The organism is Rhodococcus sp. DMU1 (assembly GCF_012272955.1).
Lineage (GTDB): Bacteria > Actinomycetota > Actinomycetes > Mycobacteriales > Mycobacteriaceae > Rhodococcus > Rhodococcus aetherivorans.
Map to the genome: position 1 here is coordinate 3467567 of NZ_CP050952.1, position 26015 is coordinate 3493581.

22 protein-coding genes are annotated in these 26015 nt (G+C 72.8%); 10 read left to right on the forward strand and 12 right to left on the reverse strand.

What is annotated here, in order from left to right; all coding sequences use genetic code 11:
* Position 1: 1 nt before the first annotated feature.
* From mraY to HFP48_RS15950, 9 genes are all read right to left on the reverse strand, one after another.
* Positions 2-1084, reverse strand: coding sequence for a phospho-N-acetylmuramoyl-pentapeptide-transferase (mraY, locus tag HFP48_RS15910; protein WP_003934158.1), 1083 nt, complete (start codon positions 1082-1084; stop codon positions 2-4).
* A complete protein-coding gene (gene murF, locus HFP48_RS15915) occupies positions 1081-2607 on the reverse strand; it encodes a UDP-N-acetylmuramoyl-tripeptide--D-alanyl-D-alanine ligase (protein ID WP_050035361.1) in 1527 nt (508 codons plus the stop codon). Before murF ends, mraY begins: the two co-directional genes overlap by 4 nt.
* A complete protein-coding gene (locus tag HFP48_RS15920) occupies positions 2604-4187 on the reverse strand; it encodes a UDP-N-acetylmuramoyl-L-alanyl-D-glutamate--2,6-diaminopimelate ligase (protein WP_246872427.1) in 1584 nt (527 codons plus the stop codon). Before HFP48_RS15920 ends, murF begins: the two co-directional genes overlap by 4 nt.
* Positions 4188-4423: 236 nt before the next feature.
* Positions 4424-6271, reverse strand: a complete 1848-nt coding sequence (locus HFP48_RS15925) for a penicillin-binding protein 2 (protein WP_168579745.1) — start codon at positions 6269-6271, stop codon at positions 4424-4426.
* A 62-nt stretch (positions 6272-6333) separates the two neighbouring features.
* Positions 6334-7008 carry a hypothetical protein gene (locus HFP48_RS15930; RefSeq protein WP_246872428.1) on the reverse strand — a complete coding sequence of 225 codons (675 nt, stop codon included), beginning with the start codon at positions 7006-7008 and terminating at the stop codon, positions 6334-6336.
* Positions 7009-7173: 165 nt separating this feature from the next.
* Positions 7174-8184: a 16S rRNA (cytosine(1402)-N(4))-methyltransferase RsmH gene (gene rsmH, locus HFP48_RS15935; protein ID WP_168579746.1), complete on the reverse strand. Its 1011-nt coding sequence runs from the start codon at positions 8182-8184 to the stop codon at positions 7174-7176.
* A gap of 256 nt (positions 8185-8440) precedes the next feature.
* The gene (gene mraZ, locus HFP48_RS15940; protein ID WP_010594381.1) at positions 8441-8872 is read right to left on the reverse strand and encodes a division/cell wall cluster transcriptional repressor MraZ; all 432 of its coding nucleotides are present in this window, start codon (positions 8870-8872) and stop codon (positions 8441-8443) included.
* Between the two features lie 437 nt (positions 8873-9309).
* On the reverse strand, positions 9310-9726 hold the full coding sequence (locus tag HFP48_RS15945; protein WP_006933389.1) for a DUF3040 domain-containing protein: 417 nt from the start codon (positions 9724-9726) through the stop codon (positions 9310-9312).
* 218 nt (positions 9727-9944) lie between these two features.
* Entirely contained in the window at positions 9945-10454 is a 510-nt protein-coding gene (locus HFP48_RS15950) for an SAV_6107 family HEPN domain-containing protein (RefSeq protein ID WP_029544189.1), read from the reverse strand.
* 178 nt (positions 10455-10632) lie between these two features.
* On the opposite strand from HFP48_RS15950, the gene HFP48_RS15955 reads away from it, so the two are divergent.
* From HFP48_RS15955 to HFP48_RS15975, 5 genes are read left to right on the forward strand one after another with little or no spacing between them, the layout of a single operon-like run.
* Positions 10633-11232, forward strand: coding sequence for a GNAT family N-acetyltransferase (locus HFP48_RS15955; protein WP_029544191.1), 600 nt, complete (start codon positions 10633-10635; stop codon positions 11230-11232).
* A gap of 10 nt (positions 11233-11242) precedes the next feature.
* Positions 11243-12832: an NAD(P)/FAD-dependent oxidoreductase gene (locus HFP48_RS15960; protein WP_168579747.1), complete on the forward strand. Its 1590-nt coding sequence runs from the start codon at positions 11243-11245 to the stop codon at positions 12830-12832.
* Entirely contained in the window at positions 12829-13632 is an 804-nt protein-coding gene (locus HFP48_RS15965) for a carotenoid biosynthesis protein (RefSeq protein WP_168579748.1), read from the forward strand. Before HFP48_RS15960 ends, HFP48_RS15965 begins: the two co-directional genes overlap by 4 nt.
* Before the next feature lie 31 nt (positions 13633-13663).
* Positions 13664-14365 carry a DUF3153 domain-containing protein gene (locus HFP48_RS15970; RefSeq protein WP_006933384.1) on the forward strand — a complete coding sequence of 234 codons (702 nt, stop codon included), beginning with the start codon at positions 13664-13666 and terminating at the stop codon, positions 14363-14365.
* A gap of 4 nt (positions 14366-14369) precedes the next feature.
* The gene (locus tag HFP48_RS15975) at positions 14370-15506 is read left to right on the forward strand and encodes a glycosyltransferase family A protein (RefSeq protein ID WP_029544195.1); all 1137 of its coding nucleotides are present in this window, start codon (positions 14370-14372) and stop codon (positions 15504-15506) included.
* Between the two features lie 8 nt (positions 15507-15514).
* Here the strand turns inward: HFP48_RS15975 and metF are convergent, their stop codons facing one another.
* Positions 15515-16423, reverse strand: coding sequence for a methylenetetrahydrofolate reductase [NAD(P)H] (gene metF / locus HFP48_RS15980; RefSeq protein ID WP_043799911.1), 909 nt, complete (start codon positions 16421-16423; stop codon positions 15515-15517).
* A 241-nt stretch (positions 16424-16664) separates the two neighbouring features.
* Between metF and HFP48_RS15985 the strand changes: the two genes are divergently transcribed.
* From HFP48_RS15985 to HFP48_RS16000, 4 genes are all read left to right on the forward strand, one after another.
* Entirely contained in the window at positions 16665-17738 is a 1074-nt protein-coding gene (locus tag HFP48_RS15985; protein WP_232334180.1) for a polyprenyl synthetase family protein, read from the forward strand.
* Positions 17738-19270: a phytoene desaturase family protein gene (crtI, locus tag HFP48_RS15990; protein WP_029544201.1), complete on the forward strand. Its 1533-nt coding sequence runs from the start codon at positions 17738-17740 to the stop codon at positions 19268-19270. Before HFP48_RS15985 ends, crtI begins: the two co-directional genes overlap by 1 nt.
* 116 nt (positions 19271-19386) lie before the next feature.
* Positions 19387-20985 carry an alpha-(1->6)-mannopyranosyltransferase A gene (locus HFP48_RS15995; protein WP_050035366.1) on the forward strand — a complete coding sequence of 533 codons (1599 nt, stop codon included), beginning with the start codon at positions 19387-19389 and terminating at the stop codon, positions 20983-20985.
* The gene (locus tag HFP48_RS16000; protein ID WP_029544205.1) at positions 20982-21890 is read left to right on the forward strand and encodes a phytoene/squalene synthase family protein; all 909 of its coding nucleotides are present in this window, start codon (positions 20982-20984) and stop codon (positions 21888-21890) included. The genes HFP48_RS15995 and HFP48_RS16000 overlap by 4 nt, the downstream gene beginning before the upstream one ends.
* 10 nt (positions 21891-21900) lie before the next feature.
* Here the strand turns inward: HFP48_RS16000 and HFP48_RS16005 are convergent, their stop codons facing one another.
* A complete protein-coding gene (locus HFP48_RS16005; protein ID WP_240004017.1) occupies positions 21901-22272 on the reverse strand; it encodes an Rv2175c family DNA-binding protein in 372 nt (123 codons plus the stop codon).
* Positions 22273-22484: 212 nt separating this feature from the next.
* On the opposite strand from HFP48_RS16005, the gene pknB reads away from it, so the two are divergent.
* On the forward strand, positions 22485-24503 hold the full coding sequence (pknB, locus tag HFP48_RS16010) for a Stk1 family PASTA domain-containing Ser/Thr kinase (RefSeq protein ID WP_029544209.1): 2019 nt from the start codon (positions 22485-22487) through the stop codon (positions 24501-24503).
* A gap of 49 nt (positions 24504-24552) precedes the next feature.
* Here pknB and HFP48_RS16015 read toward each other — a convergent pair whose 3' ends face one another.
* Positions 24553-25938 (reverse strand): 3-deoxy-7-phosphoheptulonate synthase class II, encoded by a 1386-nt coding sequence (locus tag HFP48_RS16015; RefSeq protein WP_006933364.1) that lies wholly within the window; start codon positions 25936-25938, stop codon positions 24553-24555.
* Positions 25939-26015 lie beyond the last annotated feature (77 nt).

Consider the following 26015-nt stretch of genomic DNA (forward strand, 5'->3'; position numbering starts at 1 on the left):
GTCAGTCCCCGATCGCCGCTAGGTATTCGCTGTAGAACAGGGCCATGCCGATGGCCGACGCGATGGCGGCGAGCAACCAGAACCGGATGATCACCGTCGTCTCCGCCCAGCCGCCGAGCTCGAAGTGGTGATGGAACGGCGCCATCCGGAACACGCGACGCCGGCTGGACCGGAACACCGCCACCTGGATGACGACGGACGCCGCCTCGGCGACGAACAGGGCGCCGATGACCACCATGAGCAGCTCGGTGCGCGTGGTGACGGACAGGCCCGCGAGCATGCCGCCGAGGGCGAGCGAGCCGGTGTCGCCCATGAAGATCTTCGCGGGGGCGGCGTTCCACCACAGGAAGCCGATGCACGCGGCGGCGCCGGCGGCGCACAGCAGCGCCAGGTCGAGCGGGTCCCGCACGTCGTAGCAGCCCTTGCCGGGGTCGGCGACGCACGAGTTGCGGTACTGCCAGAACGTGATGATCACGTAGGCGCCGAGCACGAGGCTCATCGACCCGGCGGCGAGCCCGTCGAGGCCGTCGGTGAGGTTGACCGCGTTGGACCACGCGCTGACGAGCAGGTACACGAAGAGGATGAACACCACCGCGCCCATCGAGACGGTGGCGATGTCGCGCACGTAGGACAGGTGGGTGCTGCCCGGGGTGAGTCCGTCGCCGTTGCGGAACTGCAGGGCGAGGATGCCGAACGCGACCGCGGCGACGAGCTGACCGACCAGTTTGGCGGTCTTGTTCAGGCCCAGATTGCGCTGCTTGCGGATCTTGATGAAGTCGTCGAGGAAGCCGACGCCGCCGAGGGCGGTGGTCAGGCCCAGCACGAGCAGACCCGAGGCCGACGGTCCCTCCGCCCCCTCGTAGGCCAGACCGATCGCGTGCGCACCGAAGTATCCGGCCCACAGGCCGGCGAGGATCGCGACGCCGCCCATGGTCGGTGTGCCGCGCTTGGACTGGTGGCTCTGCGGTCCTTCGACGCGGATCTCCTGACCGAATCCCTGCCGCGAGAATGCCTTGATCAGCACCGGCGTCAGCAGGATCGACACCGCCAGTGCGATTCCCGCGGCGAAGAGGATCTGTCTCACCGTGCGGCCTCCGTTTCCGTTCCTGCCGTACCCGCCGTTCCTGCGAGGATCGCCTCCGCCACCGTCCACAACCGGACGGACTGCGAGGCCTTGACCAGTACCAGGTCGCCGGGCCGCAGCTCGCGCTCGAGGAGCTCGATCGCGGCGGCGGCGTCGGGGACGTGGCTCGCCTCGTCGCCCCAGGATCCTTCCATCACCGCACCCTGGTAGAGACCGCGGACCGGGCGGGTCGCGCCGACCGCGACGATGCGGGTGACGTCCAGGCGCACCGCGAGCCGGCCGATGGCGTCGTGCTCGACGACGGACTCGTCACCGAGTTCGCCCATCTCCCCCAGCACCGCCCAGGTCCGGCGCGGGCTGTCGCCGGCGCGGGCCATGGTCACCAGCGCCTTGAGCGCCGCCCGCATCGAGTCCGGGTTGGCGTTGTACGCGTCGTCGACGACGGTGACGCCGTCGGCACGGGTGCGCACGTCCATACGGTGCGCCGACACCGCGCCGGCACCGCCGAGCGCGGTCGCGACCTGCTCGGGCGTGGCGCCGCACTCGAGCGCGACGGCCGCGGCCGCCAGGGCGTTGCCGATGTGGTGCTCGCCGTGCACCGCGAGGGTGACCGTGGTGCGGCGCTCGGTGCCGTCGTCGCGCACGACGAGGGTGAACGTGGGACGGGCGTGCTCGTCGAGGTGGACGTCGGTGGCCCGGACCTGCGCGGCCGGGTCGCTGCCGACGAGCACCACGCGGGCGCGGGTGCGCGGTGCCATCGCGGCGACCAGGGGGTCGTCCGCGTTGAGGATCGCCACGCCGCCCTCCTCGGCGGCCGGCAGGGCCTCGACGAGCTCCCCCTTCGTCCGGGCGATGACCTCCTGGGAACCGAATTCCCCCAGGTGGGCGGTGCCGACGTTGAGCACCACCCCGATGCGGGGCGGCGCGACGGTGGCGAGGGCGGCGATGTGCCCGGGTCCGCGGGCCGACATCTCCAGCACCAGGAATCGGGTGTCGGTGGTGGCGCGCAGCGCCGTCCACGGATGCCCGAGCTCGTTGTTGAAGGAGCCGGGAGGGGCGACGACCGGGCCGAGCGGCGCGAGCACCGCGGCAAGCAGGTCCTTCGTGGAGGTCTTGCCCGCGGATCCGGTGACGCCGACGACGGTCAGCCCGTCGGCGGTGAGCTCGTCGACCACGGCGCGGGCGAGGGCACCCAGCGCGGCGAGGACGGCGGCACCCGAGCCGTCGGGGTCGTGTTCGAAGGCCAGCGAGTTGGTCTCGACCGGCGGCACCGGCGGCACCACGACGGCGGGCACACCCACCGGTCGGGCGGCGAGCACCGCGGCGGCGCCGGCGGCGATGGCGTCGGCGGCGTGGTCGTGCCCGTCGGAGCGGGCCCCCGGCAGCGCCAGGAACAGCCCGCGCGGGGTGACCTTGCGGGAGTCGAACTCGACGGTGCCCGTCACCTCGACGGCCGGGTCGTCGACGTCGTGCAGTGTCCCACCGACCACCTCCGCGATGCGGGCGAGTGTCATCGGGATCATTCGGTGCCTCCGTACTGCTCGCTACCTGCGCCGGCGAACCGGTCGATGGCCGCGGCGAGCACTTCGCGGTCGTCGAAGGGGTGCTTGACCCCGTGGATCTCCTGGCCGGTCTCGTGGCCCTTGCCTGCCACGAGGACGATGTCGCCCGGGCGTGCCCAGCGCACGGCCGCCTCGACGGCGGCGGCCCGGTCACCGATCTCGCGGATCTCCCCCCGCTGCTGTTCGGGGACGGCGCGGGCACCGGCGAGCAGCGCGGCGCGGATGACCGCCGGATCCTCGGTGCGGGGGTTGTCGTCGGTGACGACGAGCAGGTCCGCCCCACGGGCTCCGACGTCGCCCATGAGCGGACGCTTGCCGTGGTCGCGGTCGCCGCCCGCACCGACGACGACGGCGAGCCGGCCGCCGGCCGCCCGTCCGCGCAACGTCGCGATGACGGCCTCGAGTGCGGCCGGCTTGTGCGCATAGTCGACGACGGCGAGGAAACCCTGCCCGCGGTCGACCCGCTCCACCCGTCCGGGTACGTCGACGTCGGCGATGCCGGCGGCCGCGGCGTCGACGTCGACCCCGACCGCCGCGCACACCGCGACGGCGAGGGCGGCGTTGGCGACGTTGTAGTGGCCGGGCAGGCGCACCGCGACGCGCCGTGCGGTGCCGTCGGGCCCGGCGAGGGTGAACACCTGGGAGCCGGACGGCTCGGTGCGGACCGCCGTCGCCGTCCAGTCGGCGGTTCCGGTGGTGGCGACGGTGCGCACCGCCTCGGGCTCCGCAGGGTGGGCGGCGCGGGCGATCCCGGCCATCCGCACGCCCCACTCGTCGTCGATGCACACGACGGCACGGCGGGCCCGCACGGGCGAGTCCGCCGCGAACAGCCGGGCCTTCGCCCCGAAGTAGTCGTCGAGGTCGCGATGGAAGTCGAGGTGGTCCTGGGACAGGTTCGTGAAGGCACCGACCGCGAAGCGGACCCCGGCGACCCGCCCCAGGGACAGGGCGTGGCTCGAGACCTCCATCACCACGGTGTCGATGCCCTGCTCGCGCATGGCCGCGAACAGGGCGTGCAGCTGCGGGGCCTCGGGGGTGGTGAGCGCGCTGGGGACCCGCCGGCCCGCGAGGCGGGTCTCGATGGTGCCGACCAGGCCCGTGACCCGCCCGGCGGCGGCGAGCCCCGCCTCGACCAGATAGGCGCTGGTGGTCTTGCCGGAGGTGCCGGTGATGCCGACGACCTGCATGTGCTGCGACGGGTCGCCGTAGATGGCGGCGGAGACGACGCCGAGGACCGACCGCGGATCCGGGTGGACCAGCACCGGCACGGGGCGGGTGACGACGGCGGCGAGGTGCTCGCATCCGGCGGCGTCGGTGAGGACGGCGACAGCACCCCGTTCCAGGGCCTCCGCGGCGTATTCGGCGCCGTGCGCGCGGGCGCCCGGGAGTGCGGCGAACAGGTCGCCGGGCTGCACCCCCTGGGCCCGCAGGTCGACGCCGGTCACGAACACCGGGAGGCCCGCGGCGGAGGTCGTGGCGCCCGGTGCGACGGTGCCGACGGTGGCGCCCACGGCGGCAGCGAGGTCGCGGAGCTGCGTCACCGGTGGATGCTCGGGTCTCAGGCCGCCTCCCGGCGGGGACGGGTCCGGACTCGACGGCACAGGCACCAGGCTCCTCTCGCTCCGCGGCAGTGTCTCCTGCCGTTCCTCTACTCCCGCGGCCGCGCTGTTCCCGAGCACCGGGGCTCGACCGCGGTGTCACGGTACCGACGTGTCAGGTTACCGACGGGCGGCGGTGCCGCCGACACGTGCTCGGCGATCGACCGCACCCGCGCGGCTCAGTCCACCTGCAGGATCAGCTTGCTGCCCGGGTCCGCCGACAGCGGCACGCCCTCGCGCTGCAGCAACCACGAGGCGATCGTGTGGAACAGCGGTGCGGCGGACTGCCCGCCGCTGCCGTCGGCGCTGCGGGTGGGCGCGTCGAGCATGATGCCGATCACGTAGCGGGGGCGGTCGGCGGGCGCGATCCCCGCGAAGGTGATCCAGTAGTTCGAGTTCGAGTAGCACTTGCATGCGGGGTCGACCTGCTGGGCGGTGCCGGTCTTGCCGGAGACCTGGTAGCCCTCGATCGCCGCCGGGGTGCCGGTGCCGCGCTGGTTCCCGGTGTCGTCCTGTACCACGGCGCGGAACATGTCGCGCACGGTGGCGGCGGTCTGCGGGCTGACCACCCGCACCGGGTCCGGCCGGGGTGTCTCGGTGCGGGTGCCGTCGGGTGCGACGACCGCCCGGACGACGCGCGGCGGAATCCGCTCGCCGTCGTTGGCGATGGCCTGGTAGATCCCTGCCATCTGGAGCAGCGTCATCGACAGGCCCTGCCCGATCGGCAGGTTGGCGAAGGTGCCGCCGGACCACTGCTCGCGGCTCGGCACGCTGCCGGCGGACTCGCCCGGCAGGCCCACGTCGGTGCGCTGCCCGAGGCCGAACAGGCCGAGCATCTGCGCGAACCGGTCCTCGCCGACCCGTTCCGCGAGCATCAGGGTCCCCACGTTGGAGGACTTCCCGAACACACCGGTGGCGGTGTAGGGCACGACGCCGTGGTCCCACGCGTCCTTGACGGTGACGCCGGCCATGCGGATCGTGCCGGGCACCTGCAGCACCTCGTCGGGGGTGGTGAGGCCGTCCTCGATCGCGGCGGCCGCGGTGACGATCTTGTTCACCGACCCCGGCTCGAAGGGGGTGCTGACGGCGGGATTCCCGAGTTCGGCGTCCTTCGGGTTGTTGCCGACCCCGATCGACGGGTCGAACGTGCCGTCGTTGGCCATGGCGACGACCTCGCCGGTCCGGGCGTCGAGCACGACGGCGGACGCGTTCTTCGCCCCGGACAGGTCCTTGGCGCGCTGCACCTGCTGCTGCACGTAGTACTGGACGTCGGAGTCGATGGTCAGTTCCACCGCGGAACCGTCGACGGCAGGTTGCTGATCGCGCCAGCTGCCGGGGATCACCGCGCCGTCGGAGCCCCGATCGTACGTCGAGGAGCCGTCGGTGCCGGCGAGCACGGAGTCCATGGAATCCTCGAGACCGAGGAGGCCGTGCCCGTCCCAGCCCGTCGCGCCGACGAGGTTGGCGGCGAGCGAGCCGCCGGGATACAGCCGGATGTCCTGACGCTCGAGACCGACCTTGTCGTACTCGTCGACGAGCGAGGTCGCCACGGCCGGATCGACGCCGCGCGCCAGATAGACGAAGGTCTCGTCGCTGCGCAGCTTGTCGAGGATCTCGTCCTCGGGGGCGGCCGCTCCGAGCGCCTCGTGGATCGCCTTCGCGAGACCCTCCAGATACGCGTCGGTCTCCGGCTGCGTCGGGTCCTCGGCGCGCGCCTCGTCCAGCTCTCGCCGGACGCGGACGGGCTGGAAGGTGAGCGCCTTCGCCTCCATCGTGTAGGCCAGCGGACTGCCGTTCCGGTCGGCGATGGTGCCGCGGGTGGCAGGCTCGACGAGCCGCGTCGTGCGCTGGCTGGCCGACTCGGCGGTCAGCTGCGGCGCCTGGACGACCTGAACCCACAGCAGTTGCACGGCCGCGACCCCGAGGGCCAGGAACATGACTGCGCGCCCGTACCGGTAGCGGAACCGGAACCCGGTGGTGTCCGCTCCGCCGGAGGCCTTGCGCGGGCGGGTGCGCCGGGCGGGCACCGGCCGGCGGGAAGGAGCAGGGCGGCCGCGGACCGGCCGGGAAGACGGTGGGGTCCCTCGCCTCACCGGCGCCCGTCCTCGGCGTGCGTCGCAGGGGTCACGGGCACCAATTGTTCCGGCTGACCGGGCGCGGCCCCGGCATTGCCGGGCGACGGCGTGGCGTCCGGGGGTGCCGAGGCAGGCTCCCCGGCCGGTACCGCCGCAGTAGCCCCGGCCGGTACCGCCGCAGCCCCGGGCGGCACGGCCGCCGCAGCGGACGGCGCGGCGCCCGGGGTCGTCGCGGTGGGGGCCTCACCCGCGGCGCCGACCGACGGCGCGGCGGCCCGGTCGGTGCCGGCGGACGGGGTCAGCGGCCGCGGGTTCTCGCTCCCCGCGCTACCCGCGAGCGGCGGAAGCTGGGCCCGGGTCCGGTCATCGGCCGCCGGGGGGTTCAGTGGCGCGGCCGGTGCCCCCTCGGCGGGGGCCGGGGTTCCCACCACGCGCACACCGCCGTCGTCGCCGACGACCAGGCGCGCGACCTCGCCGGTGGGGATCATGCCGAGCTTTGCAGCCTGCATCGCCAGCACCGGCGCCGAGTTGCCGGTTTCGACGTCGCGCTGCAGCACGGCGCGCTCCTGGATCAGGCGCTGGTTGTAGTCGCGTGCGGCGCTGAGCTGGTAGGAGTCCTCCGCGGCGCGCGTGGTCAGCAGCAGGGTTACGGCCATGCCGATGCCGAGGAGACCGATAATGGTGGCCACGAACGGAATTCGCGCCGCCACACTACCGCCGCGGCGAGCCGGTGCGGGAGTCGCCGTGTCCGGGGTCAGGTGCGCCGTGCGACGGCTGCGCCGCTGATACGCCCGCTGCGCAGCCGTGGATCGAGCCGGACGGCGAGCAGGTGCTGCCACCTGTACGGTCATCGGTTACCTCCTGGCGATTCGTTCCGCGGCACGCAGGCGCACGGGCGCCGAACGCGGATTGGCCTCGATCTCCTGCTCCGTCGCCCGTTCCGCCCCGCGGGTGAGCATCCGCAATTCGGGCCCGGTACCCGGAAGTTCCACCGGGAGCCCCTCCGGGCTCTTCGACTTCGTCAGCGGGGTGAGAATCTGCTTGACCACGCGGTCCTCGAGGGACTGGTACGACATGAACACCACCCGTCCCCCGACGGCGAGAGCGTCCAGGGCGTCCGGGATCGCGGCGCGCAGCGAGTCGAGTTCCCCGTTGACCTCGACCCGCAGCGCCTGGAACGTGCGCTTGGCGGGATGGCCGCCGGTGCGGCGGGACGCGGCCGGAATCGCCCGGTACAGCAGCTCCACCAGCTCCCCGCTCGTGCGCAGCGGCGTCTTCGCCCGCTGCCGCACGATCTCCGAGGCGATCTTCCCGGCGAACCGCTCCTCCCCGTAGGTGCTGAGTATGCGGGCGAGGTCGCCGTGGCTGTAGGTGTTGAGCACGTCGGCCGCGGTGACGCCCGTGGTGGGGTCCATGCGCATGTCCAGGGGTGCGTCGCGGGAGTAGGCGAAGCCGCGCTCGGCCTCGTCGAGCTGCATCGAGGACACGCCGAGGTCGAACAGGATCGCATGCACGGAGCCGACCCGATCCAGCCCGCACGAGGCGAGGGCGTCGGCGATGCCGTCGTAGCGGGTGTGCACGAACTGCGTGCGGTCGGCGAACGGCGCGAGCCGCCGGCGGGCGACGGCGAGGGCCTCGGGGTCGCGATCGAGCCCGATCAGGCGCATACCCGGATAGGTCCGAAGGAAGTGCTCGGAGTGTCCGCCGAGACCGAGGGTGGCGTCCACATAGATCGCGCCCGGGCCGGCGGCATCAATGGCGGGGCCGAGCAGTTCGTCGGCGCGGCCGAGCAGGACGGGGATGTGACCGAAGCTCTCCGGACTCCCGGCCTCCGGAACTGCCGCCGCGTCCTGACCCTCCGCCATTCTTCCTCCGGTTGTCCTGCTCGGTTCGTGGGCGATCGGATCGTGGCTTCGGTCGGGGGGTTCGCAGTCACGCCTCCGGATACGACCGCGGCGAATGCATCGAGGTCTCTGTCCGAACTGGAAACCTGGCGTTGGGGAAGTACGTCAGGGTTCCGTTTCACGAACCTGGCACTGGGGAAGTGTGTCAGGGTCGCTGTCGGGCAGAGGCCTCGCGGCACTCGCCGCGGTGGCACTGCGGTCGCTGCTGCGGTTCCGGTCACAGAATGTCGTGCAGGGCCTCGTCTCTCGCTTCCGAAAACTCTTCCTCGTGCTCGGCGAGGTATTGCTCCCACGCCGCCGCGTCCCAGATCTCCAGGTGTTTGACGGCACCGATCACGACGCAGTCCTTCGTGAGCCCCGCGTACTTGCGGTGGGCGGCGGACAGGGTGATCCGGCCCTGCGCATCGGGACGCTGCTCGTCGGTTCCCGCCGCCAGACTCCGGAGGAACGCCCGGGCCTGCGGATTGCTCCGCGAGGCCGCGGCGGCGCGCTCGGCCAGGGCGGCGAACTCGTCGCGCGGAAAGACGGAAAGGCTGTGGTCCTGACCCTTCGTGATCATCAACCCTCCCGCCAGTTCGTCTCGGTACTTCGCGGGCAGCGTGAGCCGCCCCTTGTCGTCCAGCTTGGGTGTGTGGGTACCGAGGAACACTCGACACCCCCCGCCACGCCCCGGCCGGACCCTGCCTACTACCCGACGGAGGAACCCCTCCGCCGCGACCCACACTACCCCACTTTCCCCCACGTTCAACCGCTTACGCGCCCGCGCGCGGCGCCGTTTTTCGACTGTGCGCAGTTCACGGCGGGTGGGGCGGAGTGGGCGACGACGCACGGCGCGGGCAGCGTCGCGACGCGCGGACCGAGACGCGGGCGCGGGACAGCGAACCCGGACGCGGGAAACACGCTGGTCGGCTCCGTCGCCTCCGCTGCGCGCCGGTCCCGGGAGCCGGAGTGGGCGGAAGTGGGGTACGAACGTGGGGGACGGTGGGGCGCCCGGCGCCGCGGCCGCCGCTCGTCCGGGAACGACGAACGGCGCGTCCCGTGGCGGGACGCGCCGTTCGTGAGAACTCGCGTGGAAGTACTGTCGCGCTACTCCTGCTCGAAACGCCGGCGGAAGCGGTCCTCCATCCTCTTGCTGAACCCTCCACCGGACTTGCGGCCGCCGCGGGACCTACCATCCCCGGCACCGCGGCTTGCCCCGCGGGGACCGTCACCGACGCCTGGACCGCGCTTGCCTCCGAGGAGGAGCAGGACCCCCGCGCCGAACATGACGATGAATCCGACGAGACTGATGATCGGGAACCCACCCGGCTTCACCGGGAGGGCGACGCCCGCGATCAACAACGCCAAACCCAGTGCGAACAACGCGCCGGCCTGGAGCCGACGCCGACTGGACGCCATCCCCATCCGGCTTCCCCGGACGGTAGAGGCGAACTTGGGATCCTCAGCATAGAGCGCGCTCTCGATCTGTTCGAGCATGCGCTGCTCGTGCTCGGAGAGTGGCACGGTACCTCCCCCGGCACTAAACGGTGGCCGCCGGATCTGCGGTCCAGATCGACGGGGGGCCGACTTTGACGGCCGCCTGGCTCAATAATACGAGTACATCCCGGCGGGGACCACCAACTGGGGATTCGAGTTCGATCACGGTTCCGAAGGTCCTGCGTATGACGGACCGACGACCCTGGCCCGGGCCGTCGAACGACCCGGGCTGCCCCCTGCACCGATCATGCGCTGCGCCGGTCGTCCCCTGACCTCGAATTCCCGGACGCCGACGGGTCGTCCGCGCCCGTCAGGTAGTCCTCCACCTCGTGGAGAAAGCGGCCCACCTCGTCGTAGAAGCGGCTCGCCTCGTCGGCGGGCACGGAACGCGTGACCCCCGCCTCGATCGCCGCGCGGGTGTCCGAACGATCGGCGAAGAAGTCCGCCCAGGCGGCGAACTCCGGCTCCGCGCGGGCCATGAGCACCCAGGCGTTGCGGGTGCGGGGACGCCGCGCCGGCCGCACCGCCCGCAACTCGGCGCCCGCGAGCACGGCGCCGGCACCGCGCAGGGCGGCGAGATAGGCCAGGTGGAATCGCTCGGACGGTTCCGGAGTGCCGGCGGCCGCCGAGAGCAGCTCGTCGGCACGGTCGAGCAATGTCGCGGCGCGCGACGACACCGGGCGGGCGGCGCAGTCCGATCGGCCGACGGCCCGCGGGCCGGTCGCACCCGACTGTGCGGTTCGTGACGTGACCATCACTCCGAACACCTCCTGCACCCCGCCGGGGCACCGGCCGGGTCACGGCCCCGGCGATCCGGCGATGTTCGCTTCCCTCGAACATCGCCGGATCCCCGGTATCGAACATCCGTTCGACGTATTCAATATAGCTGCACCTACCGACACGTCGTCAAGGGAAGGCGGTCCAGTCCCCGTCATGAGTACGGATGCGACCCCGCGGGGCGCGGCGCCGATCCTCGTCGATCTGTCCGCTGCCGAGTTCCGCGCGCGACTGCCCGAGGTGCTGCCCATCTACGTGGCCGCCATGCGATACCCGCGCGGCACCGAGTACCACCGCGCGCCCATGTGGTCCGAGCACTCCGCCCGGCCGGGATGGAAAGCTGTCGCGGCGGCACTGCCGGACGAACCGTCGAGGCTCGTCGCGATCGCCTACGGCTATCGCGGGTCGCCGCACCAGTGGTGGAATCAGCAGGTGCGGACCGGGATGCGCCACGCCGGCTACCCCCCGGAGACGATCGACGCCGTCCTCGGCGACTACTTCGAGCTGACCGAACTGCACGTGCGGCCGGACGCCCAGGGTCACCGCATCGGGGAGGCGCTCCTGCGCCGGTTGCTGAGCGACCGCCCCGAGCGCACGGTCCTGCTGTCCACTCCCGAGATCGCCGGCGAGGACAACCGGGCCTGGCGGCTGTACCGACGATTCGGGTTCCGCGACGTCGTCCGGCAGTTCCGGTTCACCGGGGACGCCCGCCCCTTCGCCGTCCTGGGACGGGACCTTCCGCTCGAAGGTCCGTAGCGTGGGCGGGGTGATCGATGCCGTCGTCGTGGGTTCCGGGCACAACGCCCTGGTGAGCGCGTGCTATCTGGCCCGTGCCGGCTGGTCGGTGGAGGTGCTCGAGAGGGACACCGTGCTCGGCGGCGCCGTGTCGACCGTGGAACGCTTCCCGGGCCACGCCGTCGACCGCGGCTCGTCGGCCCACGTCATGATCCGGCACACCGGCATCGTCGAGGAACTCGAGCTCGCCGCCCACGGCCTGCGCTACGTCGACTGCGACCCGTGGGCGTTCGCGCCCGCCCCCGTGGGCAGCGACCGTCCGGGCATCGTCTTCCATCGTGATCTCGACCGCACCTGCCGATCCGTCGAGGCCGCATGCGGAGCGCGCGAGGCCGACGCCTACCGCCGCTTCGTGACGGTGTGGGGTCCGCGCAGCGCCCGGGTGATGCGCTCGTTCTCGGTGCCGCCGACCGGCCGGCACCTGCTGTCGTCCTTCTGGGGCCTCGACACCGGCAGTGGCGGCAGCGACCTCTCCCGGCAGTTCCTCACCACCGGCGACGCCCTGCTCGACGAGTACTTCGACGACGAGCCGCTCAAGGCCGCCCTCGCCTGGTTCGGTGCCCAGTCCGGCCCCCCGATGTCCGAACCCGGCACCGCCCCCATGGTCGGCTTCGCCGCGCTGATGCACACGCTGCCGCCCGGCCGCGCCGTCGGCGGAAGCGGCGCGCTGACCCGGGCCCTGGCCGCCCGCCTCGCGGTCGACGGCGGCGTCGTCACCCTCGGCGATGCCGCCGCCGAGATCCGCCGGGCCGGGGACGGCTGGGCGGTACGTACCGACTCGGGACGCACCGTCACCGCGCGCACCGTGATCGCCGGCTGCCACGTGCTGACCACGTTCGATCTGCTCGAACGCGGCGGATTCGACCGCGCCCGCCTGAACGCATGGCGGCGCCGGATCCGCGTCGGCCCCGGCATCGGCATGGTGCTGCGCCTGGCGACCGACGCGCTGCCGCGGTACCCCAGCGGTCCCGCCGACGAGTCCGACGCCGTGCGGGGCCTGCAACTGCTCGTCGAGGACCGCGCCCGGCTCCGGCTCGCGCACGGCGCGGCACTGGCGGGGGAACTACCGCCGCGGCCGGCCGTGCTGGCCATGAGTTTCACGGCGATCGATCCGTCGATCGCACCGCCCGGCGAACACCAGGTGACCCTGTGGTCGCAGTGGCACCCGTACCGGCTCTCCGGTGGCCGGCGGTGGCCCGCACTGGCCGAGTCGGAGGCGGATCGGATCGTCGCCGAGATAGAGCGCTTCGCCCCCGGCTTCGCCGGTTCCGTCCGGCACCGGCACATCCAGACCCCGCACGAGATCGAACGCGAACTGGGCCTGATCGGCGGCAACGTCATGCATGTGGAGATGTCGCTGGACCAGATGTTCATGTGGCGGCCGCTGCCGGAGCTGTCCGGGCACCGGGTGCCGGGTGCCGACGGGCTCTATCTGACCGGCGCGTCCACCCATCCCGGGGGCGGGGTCTCCGGCGCGAGCGGGCGCAACGCCGCGCAGCGCGCGCTCGCCGACGCCGGGGGTGGCCCCCTGCGCCGGGTGCTGGGGCGGTGGCGGCGATGAATCGCCTGCCCGCCGTTCTCGCCGGCGGCGCGATCGCCGCGCAGATCGCCTATCCGCTGACCACCGGCCAGGCCCGCGACGTCGTCACCGTCGCGGTGGTCACCCTCCTCGCGGCCGCCGGGCTCGCGCACGCTGCGGCGCGGCGCGGCCTCGCCTGGACCGCCGGGTTCTTCGTGATCACGGCGGGTGTCGGCTTCGCCTCCGAGGTCGTGGGGACCGCCACCGGATACCCGTACGGCTGCTACGCGTACGCCACCGACCGGCTGGGTCCCGCCCTGTTCGACGTGCCCCTCGTGGTGCCGCTCGCCTGGACCGCGGGGATGTACCCGGTCTGGTACGTGGCCTCGCTGCTCGCCCGCGGCGGGATGCCGTGGCCGGGCGGGAACCGCGAGCGGGTGACCCGTATCGCGCTCACCACGGTGGGGATGGTCGGCTGGGACCTGTACCTCGACCCGCAGATGGTGTCCGACGGACAGTGGAGCTGGTGCAACGGCGGCGGCCTGCCGGGCATCGAGCAGATCCCACTCACCAATTATCTCGGCTGGGTCCTCGTCGCCACGCTGATGGCGGTGGGGCTGGACCTGCTCGACCGGACCGGCCGGGTACACCCGGGCCACGACACCGTGCCGCTGGTGCTGTTCCTGTGGACGTGGCTCGGGTCTGCGCTCGCCCACGGCGTGCTCCTGAGCGCCCCGGAGCTGCGGTACTCGGCCGTCTACGGCTTCGCGGTCATGAGCGTGCTCGGCGTCCCGCTGCTGTGGTCGCTGCGGCGACGCGCCGGGGCAGGGGCTCGCGTCTGACACGTCCCCGCGCTCCTGGCACGATGGCGCTGTGCGCCTGCCCACCTCGCCCCGCTCCCGCCGACGGACCCTCTCGGCGGCGCTCCTGCTCCTGCTCGTCCCCGTGCTCGCCGGCTGCCTGCGGGTGCAGGCGACGATGGGGGTCTCGGCCGACGACCGCGTCTCCGGCCAGATCGTCGCCGCGACCATTCCCGCCGACGAGAACGACAAGGGACCGCAGCTGGTGGCCCCGGACTCGCTCGCCGACCGGGTCCGCGTGCAGGAGTACGACCAGGACGGGTACGTCGGCAGCCAGGTGTTCTTCAGCGATCTGAGCTTCGGCGACGTCCAACAGCTCGGGTCGATGTCCGACCAGACCTCGGGCACCTTCCAGCTCGCGCTGCAGCGCGCCGGAGACCTGGTGAGCGTCAACGGCAAGGTCGATCTCGAGTCGGTGCCCGTGCAGGGCACCGACGTCCAGATCACGATCGCGTTCCCGGCGCGGGTGGCCACGACCAACGGCACCCGTGAATCCGACTCGATCGTCACGTGGAAGCTGCCGGCCGGTGAGGTGAGCACGTTGCGCGCCGAGGTCCGCTACGCCGACCCGAACACCCGGGGATTCGCCGGCTGGGCGGGTATCGTCGCCGGCGTCACGACAGGCGTCGCCGCGATCATCGGGGTCCTCGCCTGGATGAACCGCAACCCCGCTCCCCCGCGGCAGCGCACACGCGGCGACGCGACGGCGTCCTAGGGCGATGCGGGCGCTGGTCGGGGTCGTCCGCGCCGGGGCGGCCGCCGCGACGCTGGGAGCTGCCGTCGCCGTCGTCAATCGCCTCACCCTGCCCCGGCTCGTCCCGGGTGGTGTGGTCGACGAAGCGGTGACCGTGATCGTTCCGGCCCGCAACGAGGCCCGGCGCCTGCCGGATCTCGTCGCGGATCTGCGGGCCCAGCGGGGTCTGCGCCGGCTACGGGTGGTGATCTTCGACGACGACTCGGCCGACGGCACCGCCGAGGCGGCCCGGCTGGCGGCCGGGGACGATCCCCACGTCACGGTGATCCGCTCGACCGCGCCGCCGCCGCCCGGCTGGACGGGCAAGGCCGCGGCGTGCGCCCGCGCGTACGCGGCCACCGATCCGTCCGGCGTGGTCGTCTTCGTCGACGCGGACGTGCGGTTGGAGCCGGGCGCGGTGGCGGCAGCGGTGACGCTGCTGCGGGACCGGCGGGCCGACCTGCTCACCCCGTGGCCCTTCCAGCGGGCCGGCTCCGCCGCCGAACAGCTCGTGCAGCCGCTGCTGTTCTGGTCCTGGTTCGCGACGCTGCCGGTCGCGGTGTCCCACCGCTCGCGCCGGCCGTCGACCGCGGTCTCGTGCGGCCAGTTCCTGGTGTTCGACGCGCCGGCGTATGCCGCTGTCGGCGGGCACGTCGCGGTCGCGTCCAGTCCCACCGAGGACCTCGACCTCGCCCGGGCACTGCGCCGGGCCGGCCGGCGCACGATGGTGGCTGCGGCCGGCGACGTCGCGTCCTGCCGGATGTACGAGGGCGCTGCGCCGCTGCGGGCCGGGTACACGCGCTGGCTGTGGTCGGCGTTCGGCCCGCCCGCCGGATCCGCTGCGGTGCTCGTCGCCGCGGCGGCGACCTACGTGCTGCCTCCCGCGGCGGCTCTCCTCGGCCGCGGACCGGTCCGCGGCTGGGGGGTGGTCGGCACCGCCGCGGCTGTCGTCTCCCGGACCCTGGCCCGTGCGACCGAACGCGGCGGTGAGCCCGGCCCGTCCGACGTGGCGGCCGCACTCACCCACCCGTTCGCGGTGTGCGGGTTCGCGGCGCTGACGATCGACTCGCTCCGCGCGCGCCGCGCCGGCCGGCTCGGCTGGAAGGACAGGCCGCTGCCCTGACCGCTCGATCAGACCGCCGTCGGCACCGCGATGCCCAGGCGGGCCAGCACCTCGCGGGTGGCCCGGGCGAAATTCAGGGTGATGAAGTGCAGGCAGGGCGCACCCTCGGCGATGAGCCGCTCGGCCATCTCGGTGGCGACGTCGATGCCCACCTCGCGCACGGCGGCGCGATCCTCCTCCGGGCCGTTCCCGGCGGCCCGGACGAGGCGCTCCTCGAGGGCGGCCGGCAGCCTCGACCCGGAGAGTTCGAGGCTGCGCCGCGCGGTACGCAGCGACGTGATCGGCATGATCTCCGGAATGATCGGCTTGGCGCCCTGCTCCGGGTCGTAGGCCACGACCCGGTCCCGCAGCCGCAGATAGTCCTCGACGTCGAAGAACATCTGGGTGATCGAGTACTCGGCGCCGGCGCGCAGCTTGTGGACCAGGTACCGCGTGTCGTGCTCGAGGTCCGGGGAGCGGTGGTGCCCCTCGGGGAACGACGCCACCCCGACGTGGAAGTCACCGAGGTCGCGGACCAGCCGAACGAGTTCCTCGGCGTACTCGAGGCCCTCCGGATGCCTGGTCCATTCTCCCAGCGGGTTGCCCGGCGGGTCGCCGCGCAACGCCAGGATGTTGGTGATGCCGCGATCGGCGTATGCGCCGACCATGGCGCGCAGTTCGTCGATGCTGTGCCCGACGGCGGTCAGGTGCGCCACCGGCAGGAGCGTGGTTTCCTGCGCCAGCTGACCGGTGACCCGGACGGTGCGGTCGCGGGTGGAACCGCCCGCTCCGTACGTCATCGACACGAAGGCCGGGCCGAGGCGCTCGAACTCGCGCACGGCGCGCCACAGGCGCGCCTCCGCGTCGGCGTCGCGCGGCGGGGAGAACTCCACCGAGAACGGGATCCGTGCGCCTCGGGGCGCACGGAGTCGGTCCACCACCGACGGCGTACGGGATTCTCCGCCGCCGTCCGGCCCGCTGTCGGAATCGAAAGTCACCCGACCAGCATAGGGGCACGTCGGAGCGGGCCGAACCGGGGCAAGCCCCTCGACCGCCGGATAGGGTGGGCTCGGGTGTGCCCGGCGCCTTTCGGGCTCGATCCGTGGCCGCACCCACCGTCGCCCGACGGGCCCGTCCACACACGACCAGGAGGACGCCCTGTTCACCGGATCCGAACCCGTGCCCGCCGCCTTGTTCCCCGATCTCGTCGAGGGCGCCCTGCGCGACTTCTTCGTCTCCCGGATCGAACTTGTGGAGCCGATCGGCGGCGGCTACCCCGAGGCCGTCACGGCACTCGAATCGTTCGTGCTGCGAGGCGGCAAGCGGGTACGCCCGGCGTTCGCGTGGAACGGCTGGCTCGGGGCCGGCGGCGACCCGTCGGGGCTCGACGCGCCCGCGGTGCTGCGGGTCTGCTCCGCACTCGAACTGGTGCAGGCCTGCGCCCTGGTGCACGACGACATCATCGACGCGTCCACCACCCGGCGCGGCTTCCCGACCGTGCACGTCGAGTTCGCCGACCGGCACCGCGCGTCGGGCTGGCGCGGCCGGCCCGAGCAGTTCGGTGCCGCCGTGGCCATCCTCCTCGGCGATCTCGCTCTGGCCTGGGCCGACGACATGGTCCGGGAGGCGGGACTGGAGCCGGCCGCGACCGCGCGGATCGCACCGGTGTGGTCGGCGATGCGCACGGAGGTCCTCGGCGGGCAGTTCCTCGACATCGCCGGAGAGGTGTCGGCCGACGAGTCCGTCCCCGCGGCGATGCGGGTCAACCGGTACAAGACCGCCGCGTACACGATCGAACGGCCGCTGCACCTCGGCGCGGCCCTCGCCGGGGCCGACGACGCGCTGATCACCGCCTACCGGGAATTCGGCACCGACATCGGGCTCGCCTTCCAGCTTCGCGACGATCTGCTCGGGGTGTTCGGGGATCCGGAGGTCACCGGCAAGCCGTCCGGTGACGACCTGCGCTCGGGCAAGCGAACGGTGCTGTATGCGCTGGCCCTGGAATCCGCCGACGCCCGTGACCCCGGCGCCGCGCGGTTGCTGCGCGAGAGTATCGGCTCGGACCTGTCCGACGCGGACGTGGAGAGGCTGCGGACGGTCATCATCGAGCTCGGGGCCGTGGAGCGGGTGGAACGCCGCATCGCCGCGCTCACCGACACCGCGCTGGCGACCCTCGACGCCTCGGGCGCGACGGACGAAGGCAAAGCCCGCCTGCGGGCGGCGGCGCTCCACGCGACGCGGCGGGCCGCGTGATGCGCACCGTGACCGGCGCGGAGCGGGTCGTCGTCGTCGGGGCCGGACTGGCCGGGCTCTCGACCGCGCTGTACCTGCTCGGTGCGGGCCGCAAGGTGACCGTCCTCGAGCGCGAGGCGACCGTCGGCGGGCGGGTGGGTGTGCACGCCGGGCCCGGATACGAGATCGACAACGGGGCCACGGTGCTCACCATGCCGGAGCTCATCGCGGACGCCCTGGCGGCGGTCGGCGCGGACTTCGAGTCCGTCACCCCGGCGGTGCGGCTGCGACGGCTCGCCCCCGCGTACCACGCCCGGTTCGCCGACGGCACGACCCTGGACGTGCACACCGATCCGGACGCGATGGTCGCCGAGGTCACCCGGGTGTGCGGCGCCGAGGAAGCGCAGCGCTACCTGCGGCTGCGCTCCTGGCTCGCCGAGATCTTCGACGCCGAATTCGACCGGTTCATGGCCGCGAACTTCGACTCCCCCCTCGACCTGGTCGCCTCCCCCGCGGCGGCGCGCGACCTGGCGACGTTGCTCCGCCTGGGCGGGTTCGGCCGGCTCGGGGCGCAGGTGAACCGCCGGATCACCGACCCGCGGCTGCGCCGGGTGTTCACCTTCCAGGCGCTGTACGCGGGCGTCGCGCCCGCGCGGGCCCTGGCGGTGTACGGCGCCATCGCCCACATGGACACCTCCCTCGGTGTGTACGCGGTGGAGGGCGGCATGCGGGTGCTGGCCCGCGCCATGGCCGACGCGATCGTCGCCGCCGGCGGCGACCTGCGCCTCGGCACCGAGGTCACGGGCCTCGACTTCGACGGCCGGACGGCCACCGCCGTCCGCACCGCCTCGGGCGAACGCGTCCCGTGCGACGCCGTGGTGCTGAGCCCGGATCTTCCCGTCGTGGACACGCTGCTGCCCCCACGCCGGCGACGACGCGTGCTCGCGTCGCCGTCGGCCGTGGTGCTGCACGGAAGCGTGCCGTCCGCCGTCGCCGCGCAGTGGCCCGCCACGCACCACCACACCATCGACTTCGGTGCGTCGTGGGAGGAGACGTTCGCCGAGATCAGCGCGGGCCGGGGCCGCGGCCGGCTGATGAGCGACCCCTCGCTGCTGATCACCCGGCCGGCGCTGAGCGACCCGGGTCAGAGGTTCCTCCGCGACGGCGTGTCGCACGAGCCGCTGTCGGTGCTCGCGCCCTGCCCCAATCTGGACAGCGCCCCGTACGACTGGTCCGCTCTGGCCGACCCCTACGCGGCAGAGCTCCTCACCGTCCTCGGCCGGCGTGGATACGGCGCCGTCGCCGACGAGTTCCGCATCGACCACATCGACACCCCGGCCACTTGGCAGGCCAGGGGCATGCTTGCGGGCAGCCCGTTCTCCGGGGCACACGTCTTCCGGCAGACCGGACCCTTCCGGCGACGGAACCTGGATCCGCGCCACCCCAACGTCGTGCTCGCGGGATCCGGAACCGTGCCGGGCGTGGGCGTGCCGACGGTCGTGCTGTCGGGCCGGCTCGCCGCCGAGCGGCTCGGCGTCCGCGCCGCGCGGTGAGCGGTGGACCGCCGGCGGCCGCGGCTGAACTAAACTGTCACCTCGTTCACCTGTCCGCCCGCGCCGCGCCCGGGCCCCGCACCGTCCACGACTTCCCGGGGGAGGAACTCGCAACCATGTCGTCCCCTGCCCCTTCCGACGCTGCACCACAGCATCCGTCGAAACCGCAGCCTCCGTCGGAATCGCAGCCGCCCGCCTCGCCGCCCGTGCGGAGCAGACCCGGCGACTTCCTGCGAAGCCCGGCCGGCAACGCCGGCCTGCTGGGTGCGCTCGGCGCCGCATTCGTCACGTTCGGTGGCTTCGGTGCGGGCAGCGTCCGGCGGGAGGACCCGCTGCTCGAGGACCTGTACCTGTCCTGGTTGCGGTTCGGGCACGGCCTGCTGCTCTCGACGATCCTGATCTGGGCCGGCGTCCTGTTGATGATCGCCGCCTGGGTGCGGCTGGGCCGGAGCACCCTCGCCGGGCACGTGACGCTGCGCGAGCTGTGGACGGTGCTGCCCATGTGGGTGGCGCCGCTGCTGGTGGCCTCGCCGATGTTCAGCCGCGACGCCTACTCCTATCTCGCCCAGGGGGCGATGCTCCGCGACGGCTTCGACCCCTACCTCGACGGTCCGGTCGTCAACCCGGGCGTCCTGCTGGACAACGTGAGCAACGTGTGGAAGACGACCACCACCCCGTACGGTCCGGTGCATCTGCTGCTCGGTGCCGGCATCACGTCGCTGACGGGGGACGACGTCGTCACCGGCACCTGGTTGCTGCGACTGACGATGCTGCCGGGACTGGTGCTCACCGCGTGGGCGGTGCCGAAGCTGGCGCGCCGGCTCGGCGGCAACCCCCGCATCGCCCTCTGGCTGGCAGTGCTCAACCCGCTGATCCTGATTCATCTCATCGGCGGTGTCCACAACGAGATGCTGATGGTCGGTTTCATGATCGCCGGCATCGTGCTCGTGCTGGAGGGCCGGCACGTCGGCGGCATCGCACTCGTGTCCGTCGGTGCGGCCGTCAAGGCGTCGGCGGGCATCGCCCTGCCGTTCCTGGTGTGGATCTGGATTCTGCACGAACGTGACCGCGCCCGGGCGCAGGGCCGCGAACCGGCCGCTCCGATCGTGCTGTTCGTGAAGACCGCAGGCGCGGGGCTGCTGGTGTTCGCGGCCGTGTTCGGAGCGGCCTCGGCGCTCGCAGGCGTCGGTATCGGCTGGCTGACGGCCCTGTCCGGCTCCTCGAAGATCATCAACTGGCTGTCGCTGCCGACGATCATGGCGCACGCGGTCACGTGGTTCACGCCCTGGCAGCTGGGGTCCATCCTCGACGTCACCCGCATGCTCTGCGCCGTGGCCCTGGGGGTGATCATGGTGGTGACGTGGTGGCGGTTCCGGCACACCGAGCGCGACGCCGTGCTCGGGATCGTGATCACGCTGACCGCGATCACCGTGCTCTCGCCGGCCGCCCTGCCGTGGTACTACTCGTGGCCGCTCGCGGTGGCCGCGGGCTTCGCCCTGTCGACGACCACGTTGGCAGTGCTCGTAGGCCTGTCCAGCTGGCTGATGCTGATCTTCAATCCCGACGGCTCGATCGGCATGTACAACCTTGCCCACGTGATCCTGGCGATCGTCATCTCGGTGATCGCCGCCGTGTCGCTTCGCACCGTCGACCCGCTGCGGCTGCGCGCGCGGCGCGAGCCGCCGATCACCGCCGTCTCCCTGGATCCGAGGTGACCGTGACCGAGACCGACGCGGGATTCCGCTACTGCGAGGAGCTGGCGGCCACGCACGGCCGGACGTACTACCTCGCCACCCGCCTCCTGCCCCGCCCGCGACGGTCGGCGGTCCACGCCCTCTACGGGTTCGCCCGCCTCGTCGACGACATCGTCGACGTGACCGCGGTCGACGACCCGGCCGGCGCGGCGCTGCAGGTGACCGCGACGGAGCGCCGGCTGCACGCCGCGCTCGCCGGTGATCCCGGACCGGCGGACGCCACCGGGTTGGTGGTCGGGGCGCTGGCCGAGACGATCCGGCGCTACGACCTGCCGCTGGACTACTTCGAGGCGTTCGTCCGGTCGATGCGCATGGACATTCCCGGCACGCCCGAGTTCCGGGCCCGCTACGACGACATGCCGCAACTGCGGGAGTACATGTACGGCTCCGCGGCGGTCATCGGGCTGCAGTTGCTGCCGGTGTTCGACGTGGCCGACATCGACGCCGCCGCACCCTACGCCGCGGCGCTCGGGGAAGCCTTCCAGCTCACGAACTTCATCCGCGACGTGGGTGAGGACCTCGATCGGGGGCGCACCTACCTGCCGGCCGACACCTGGGCCGCGTTCGGGGTGGACGTCGCACTGCTCGAGCACGGCCGACGCACCGGCGGGAGCCCGGATCCGCGGGTGCGCCGGGCCCTGGCCCACTTCGTGGCGCTGACGCGCGCGGAGTACCGCCGCGCCGAGCCCGGTCTGGCGCTGCTGCCGGACCGGATCCGGCCCGGCATCCGCACCGCCTTCGAGCTGTACGGAGGAATCCTCGACGAGGTCGAGCGCAGCGGGTACCGCGTCCTCGACGTGCGCGCCGTGGTCCCCACGCGGCGCCGTGCGCGGGTCGCGCTGACACAGCTGGTCCGCCTGCGCTGAGCCGCCGGAGTCAGAAACCGAGCGCCTGCGCCCGGCGCATGACCTCCCGCCTCGCGTGGGTGTGCATCGCCGCCGCCGGGGAGCCGCCCGCGAGCGTGTCGTCCTCCCGGAACATCCAGTTCAGGATCTCGTCGTCCCGGAATCCCCCGTCGTGCAGCACCGCGATGAGACCGGGGATGCCCGTGAGGATCCGACCGTCGTCGTCGAAGAACGCCGCCGGCACGGCCAGCACGCCGTCCCGCTTGATCGCCAGCAGCTGGCGGTCGCGCAGCAGCTGGTGGACCCGGGTGATCACCAGGCCGAGCTGCTTCGCCACGTCGACCAGTTGCAGCACGGGTACGGAGCGGTCGAGGACGTCTTCGCTGTAAGGGATAGCACTCACGCCGCTAACGTTATCGGGTTCGCGGCGGCTGCCACGACGGGCCGTCGGGTGATCACCGCGGCGAGCCGCGCAGTGTCACCGCGGCGAGCCGCGCACGTGTAACCGGGTGGTTCGTGCGCTGGCTACGATCGACAGAGGCGCACCCGACGGCCCGACCCGTCGCACGCCGCACCTACGCAGGAATCGACGGCATGAACACGGGGGTACACCGGGTGAGCTCTGGAGGCGACCGCCTGATCGGCACGGTGCTCGAACGGCGCTACCGCATCGAGGCACCGATCGCCCGTGGCGGCATGTCCACCGTGTACCGCGGCACGGACCTGCGGCTCGACCGTCCGGTAGCCGTGAAGGTCATGGATCCGCAGTTCGCGGCCGATCCTCAGTTCCTTGCGCGGTTCGAGTTCGAGGCGCGGTCGGTGGCCCGGTTGACCCATCCGGGTCTGGTGGCGGTGTACGACCAGGGGCAGGACGGGGACCATGTCTTCCTGGTGATGGAACTCGTCGAGGGCGGCACGCTGCGCGAACTGCTGCGCGAACGGGGCCCGATGCCACCACACGCGGCGGCCGCCGTCGCGGCGCCGGTGCTGGGGGCGCTGGCGGTGGCGCACCGCGCCGGCCTGGTGCACCGCGACGTCAAGCCGGAGAATGTGCTGATCTCCGACGCCGGGGAGGTGAAGATCGCCGACTTCGGGCTCGTGCGCGCGGTCGCCGCGGCGACGACGACGTCGCGCAGCGTCATCCTGGGTACCGCCGCCTATCTGTCGCCGGAGCAGGTGACCACGGGCACCGCCGACGCGCGCAGCGACGTGTACGCGACCGGGATCCTGCTGTTCGAGATGCTCACCGGGCGCACCCCGTTCACCGGCGACACGTCGCTCTCGGTGGCCTATCAGCGGGTCGACAGGGATGTCCCGGACCCCGGTTCCCTCATCGACGGGGTCCCGGAGCAGTTCGACGAACTGGTCCGGCACGCCACCGAGCGGGAGCCGGGTGAGCGGTTCCCGGACGCCGCGGCGATGGCCGCTGCGCTGAGCGAGGTCTGCGACGTCCTGGCGCTGCCCCGCTACCGGGTGCCCGCACCGCGACGGTCCGCGCAGCATCTTTCGGCCGTCGCGGAACCGGCGACGGCCGCGGTGGATCCTGCGCCGCCGACGGTGGCGGTGCGCGCCGCGGCCCCACCCTCGCGGCCGCTGCCCCCGCCCGCGATGCCGCCCGGACCGGCGGCCCAGCTCGCCCCCGTGGGCCCGCAGCACACGAAGGTCGTGACCCAGCAGCACCCGCGTGCCGAGTTGTCGGGGCCGCAGGCCGAGCCTGCCCGGGTCCCGGTCGCCGATTTCGCCGCCGAGCGCCGACGTAACCGGCGGACGACGCTGCTGTGGCTGCTGGCGATCCTGGTGCTGGCCCTGGCCGTCGGTTTCGGCGGATGGTGGCTCGGGTCCGGACGGATGACCACCGTGCCCAGCGTGCTCGGCGCCGATCGGGACACCGCGCTCGCGGCGCTGCAGGCGGCCGAGGTGACTCCCGAGGTGCAGGGCGAGTACTCCGACGACGCCTCGGTCGACACCGTGCTCGGTACCGACCCGGAGGCGGGCAGCCGGGTCGCCCGGGGTGACGAGGTGGTGCTGCTCGTCTCGCTGGGCCGGCCGACCGTGCCCACCATCGTCGGGGGCGGCGACCGCGACGTGGTGGAGCAGGAACTGCGCAACCGGACCCTCGTCCCCGTGGACGGCGGCACCGCCTACAGCACGGCCGTCGAGGAGGGCGGGGTCGCGGCCCTCGATCCGGCGCCCGGCACGGTCCTGCCGGTGGGAGCGGAAGTCAAGGTGATCGTCAGCAAGGGATCACCGCCGGTGGATGTGCCCGACGTCGCGGGCCGCACGGTCGACGAGGCCCGGCGGGCCCTGGACACGGTCGGCCTCACGGTGCGCGAGACGCGGGAGGTGTTCGACGCGGAGGTCGACGCGGGACGGGTGGCGGGCACCGACCCGGCGGTCGGGAACCGGGTCAACGCCGGCGGCAGCGTCACGCTGCTGGTGTCGAACGCGGTGAAGGTGCCCTCGCTGCTGGGCCGCACGGTCGCCGCGGCACGCGACGAGCTCGGCCGGCTGGGGCTGGACGTGGAGGTGCGCCAGTTCGCGGGCTCCGACCGTTCGGTGGTGATCGGTCAGAGCCCGGGCGCGGGCGACCGGGTCGAGCCGGGCGGCACGGTGACTCTCACCGCACTGCCCTGAGGCCCCTGACGACCCGGAAGACCCCGGGACCCGGCCGCTCCGCGGAGGGTCAGCCGCGGAGCATCTCCGCGACCAGGAACGCCAGCTCGAGCGACTGCTGGGTGTTCAGGCGCGGGTCGCACGCGGTCTCGTAACGGCCGTGCAGGTCGATGTCGGAGATGTCCTGTGCGCCGCCGAGGCATTCCGTGACGTTCTCACCGGTGAGTTCGATGTGGATGCCGCCGGGATGGGTGCCCAGGGCGTTGTGCACCTCGAAGAAGCCCTGCACCTCGTCGACGATCCGGTCGAAGTGCCGGGTCTTGTACCCCGTGGACGCCTCGTGGGTATTGCCGTGCATCGGGTCGCACTGCCAGATGACCTGGTGACCGGTCGCCTGCACCTTGGCGATGATCGGGGGCAGCAGATCGCGCACCTTCGCGTGCCCCATCCGGGAGATGAGGGTCAGCCGGCCCGGCTTGTTGGTGGGATCGAGCCGCTCGACGTACTCGGCCGCCATCTCGGGTGTGGTGCTGGGGCCGATCTTCAGGCCGATCGGGTTGGCCAGCAGCTCGGCGAAGGCGATGTGGGCGCCGTCGAGCTGGCGGGTGCGGTCACCGATCCACAGGAAGTGCGCCGACAGGTCGTAGAGCCGGGGGTGCCCGTCGGTGTTGTCGAGCCGGAGCATGGCCCGCTCGTAGTCGAGGACCAGCGCCTCGTGGCTGGCGTAGATGGTGGCAGCCTTCAGGTTGGGATCGACGACGCCGCACGCGTCCATGAAGCGCAGGCCGCGGTCGATCTCGGAGGCGAGGGCCTCGTACCGCGCGCCGGCCGGGGAGGATGCGACGAACTCCCGGTTCCAGTCGTGCACCCGGTGCAGGTCCGCCTCGCCGGCGGCGGTGATGGCCCGGACCAGGTTCATCGCGGCGCTGGCGTTGGCGTAGGCGCGGATCAGCCGGGACGGGTCGTGCGCACGCACGGCGGAATCGGCGACCAGCGAGTTGATCATGTCGCCCCGGTACGACTGCAGCCCGAGCGCGTCGATGTCCGACGACCGCGGCTTGGCGTACTGTCCGGCGATCCGCGCGACCTTCACGACCGGCAGCGACGCGCCGTAGGTCAGCACGACGGCCATCTGCAGCAGCGTGCGGATGTTGGCCTTGATGTGCGGCTCGGTGTTGTCGGCGAAGGTCTCGGCGCAGTCACCGCCCTGGAGCAGGAAGGCCTCACCCCGCGCGACCGCGGCGAGGTGGTTCTGTAGGTCCTCGACCTCGCGGGCCACGGTGATCGGCGGCACGCTCTCGAGCACGGTACGCATCGCCGACGCCTGGTCCTCGGGCCAGCTCGGCTGCTGCAGGGCGGGCTTGGCCAGGGCCGCGTCCAGCCTTTCGCGCAGCTCGGCGGGGAGCGGCGGAAGGGTCGGCAAGCGGTCGATCGGCACATCGACAGTCCAGTTCACACCACCAGGATATGGCCCCGGCGCGACGAGGGACACGCACCCCCGGGTGGGTCGATGCCACACCCCGTCCCGCCGGC

Excerpts from the sequence above, each read along its gene's own strand:
- murF (WP_050035361.1), bottom strand. The coding sequence starts at position 2,607 with ATGATCCCGATGACACTCGCCCGCATCGCGGAGGTGGTCGGTGGGACA.
- rsmH (WP_168579746.1), bottom strand. The coding sequence starts at position 8,184 with ATGGCGGAGGGTCAGGACGCGGCGGCAGTTCCGGAGGCCGGGAGTCCG.
- HFP48_RS15950 (WP_029544189.1), bottom strand. The coding sequence starts at position 10,454 with ATGGTCACGTCACGAACCGCACAGTCGGGTGCGACCGGCCCGCGGGCC.
- HFP48_RS15955 (WP_029544191.1), top strand. The coding sequence starts at position 10,633 with ATGAGTACGGATGCGACCCCGCGGGGCGCGGCGCCGATCCTCGTCGAT.
- HFP48_RS15965 (WP_168579748.1), top strand. The coding sequence starts at position 12,829 with ATGAATCGCCTGCCCGCCGTTCTCGCCGGCGGCGCGATCGCCGCGCAG.
- HFP48_RS15975 (WP_029544195.1), top strand. The coding sequence starts at position 14,370 with ATGCGGGCGCTGGTCGGGGTCGTCCGCGCCGGGGCGGCCGCCGCGACG.
- crtI (WP_029544201.1), top strand. The coding sequence starts at position 17,738 with ATGCGCACCGTGACCGGCGCGGAGCGGGTCGTCGTCGTCGGGGCCGGA.
- HFP48_RS15995 (WP_050035366.1), top strand. The coding sequence starts at position 19,387 with ATGTCGTCCCCTGCCCCTTCCGACGCTGCACCACAGCATCCGTCGAAA.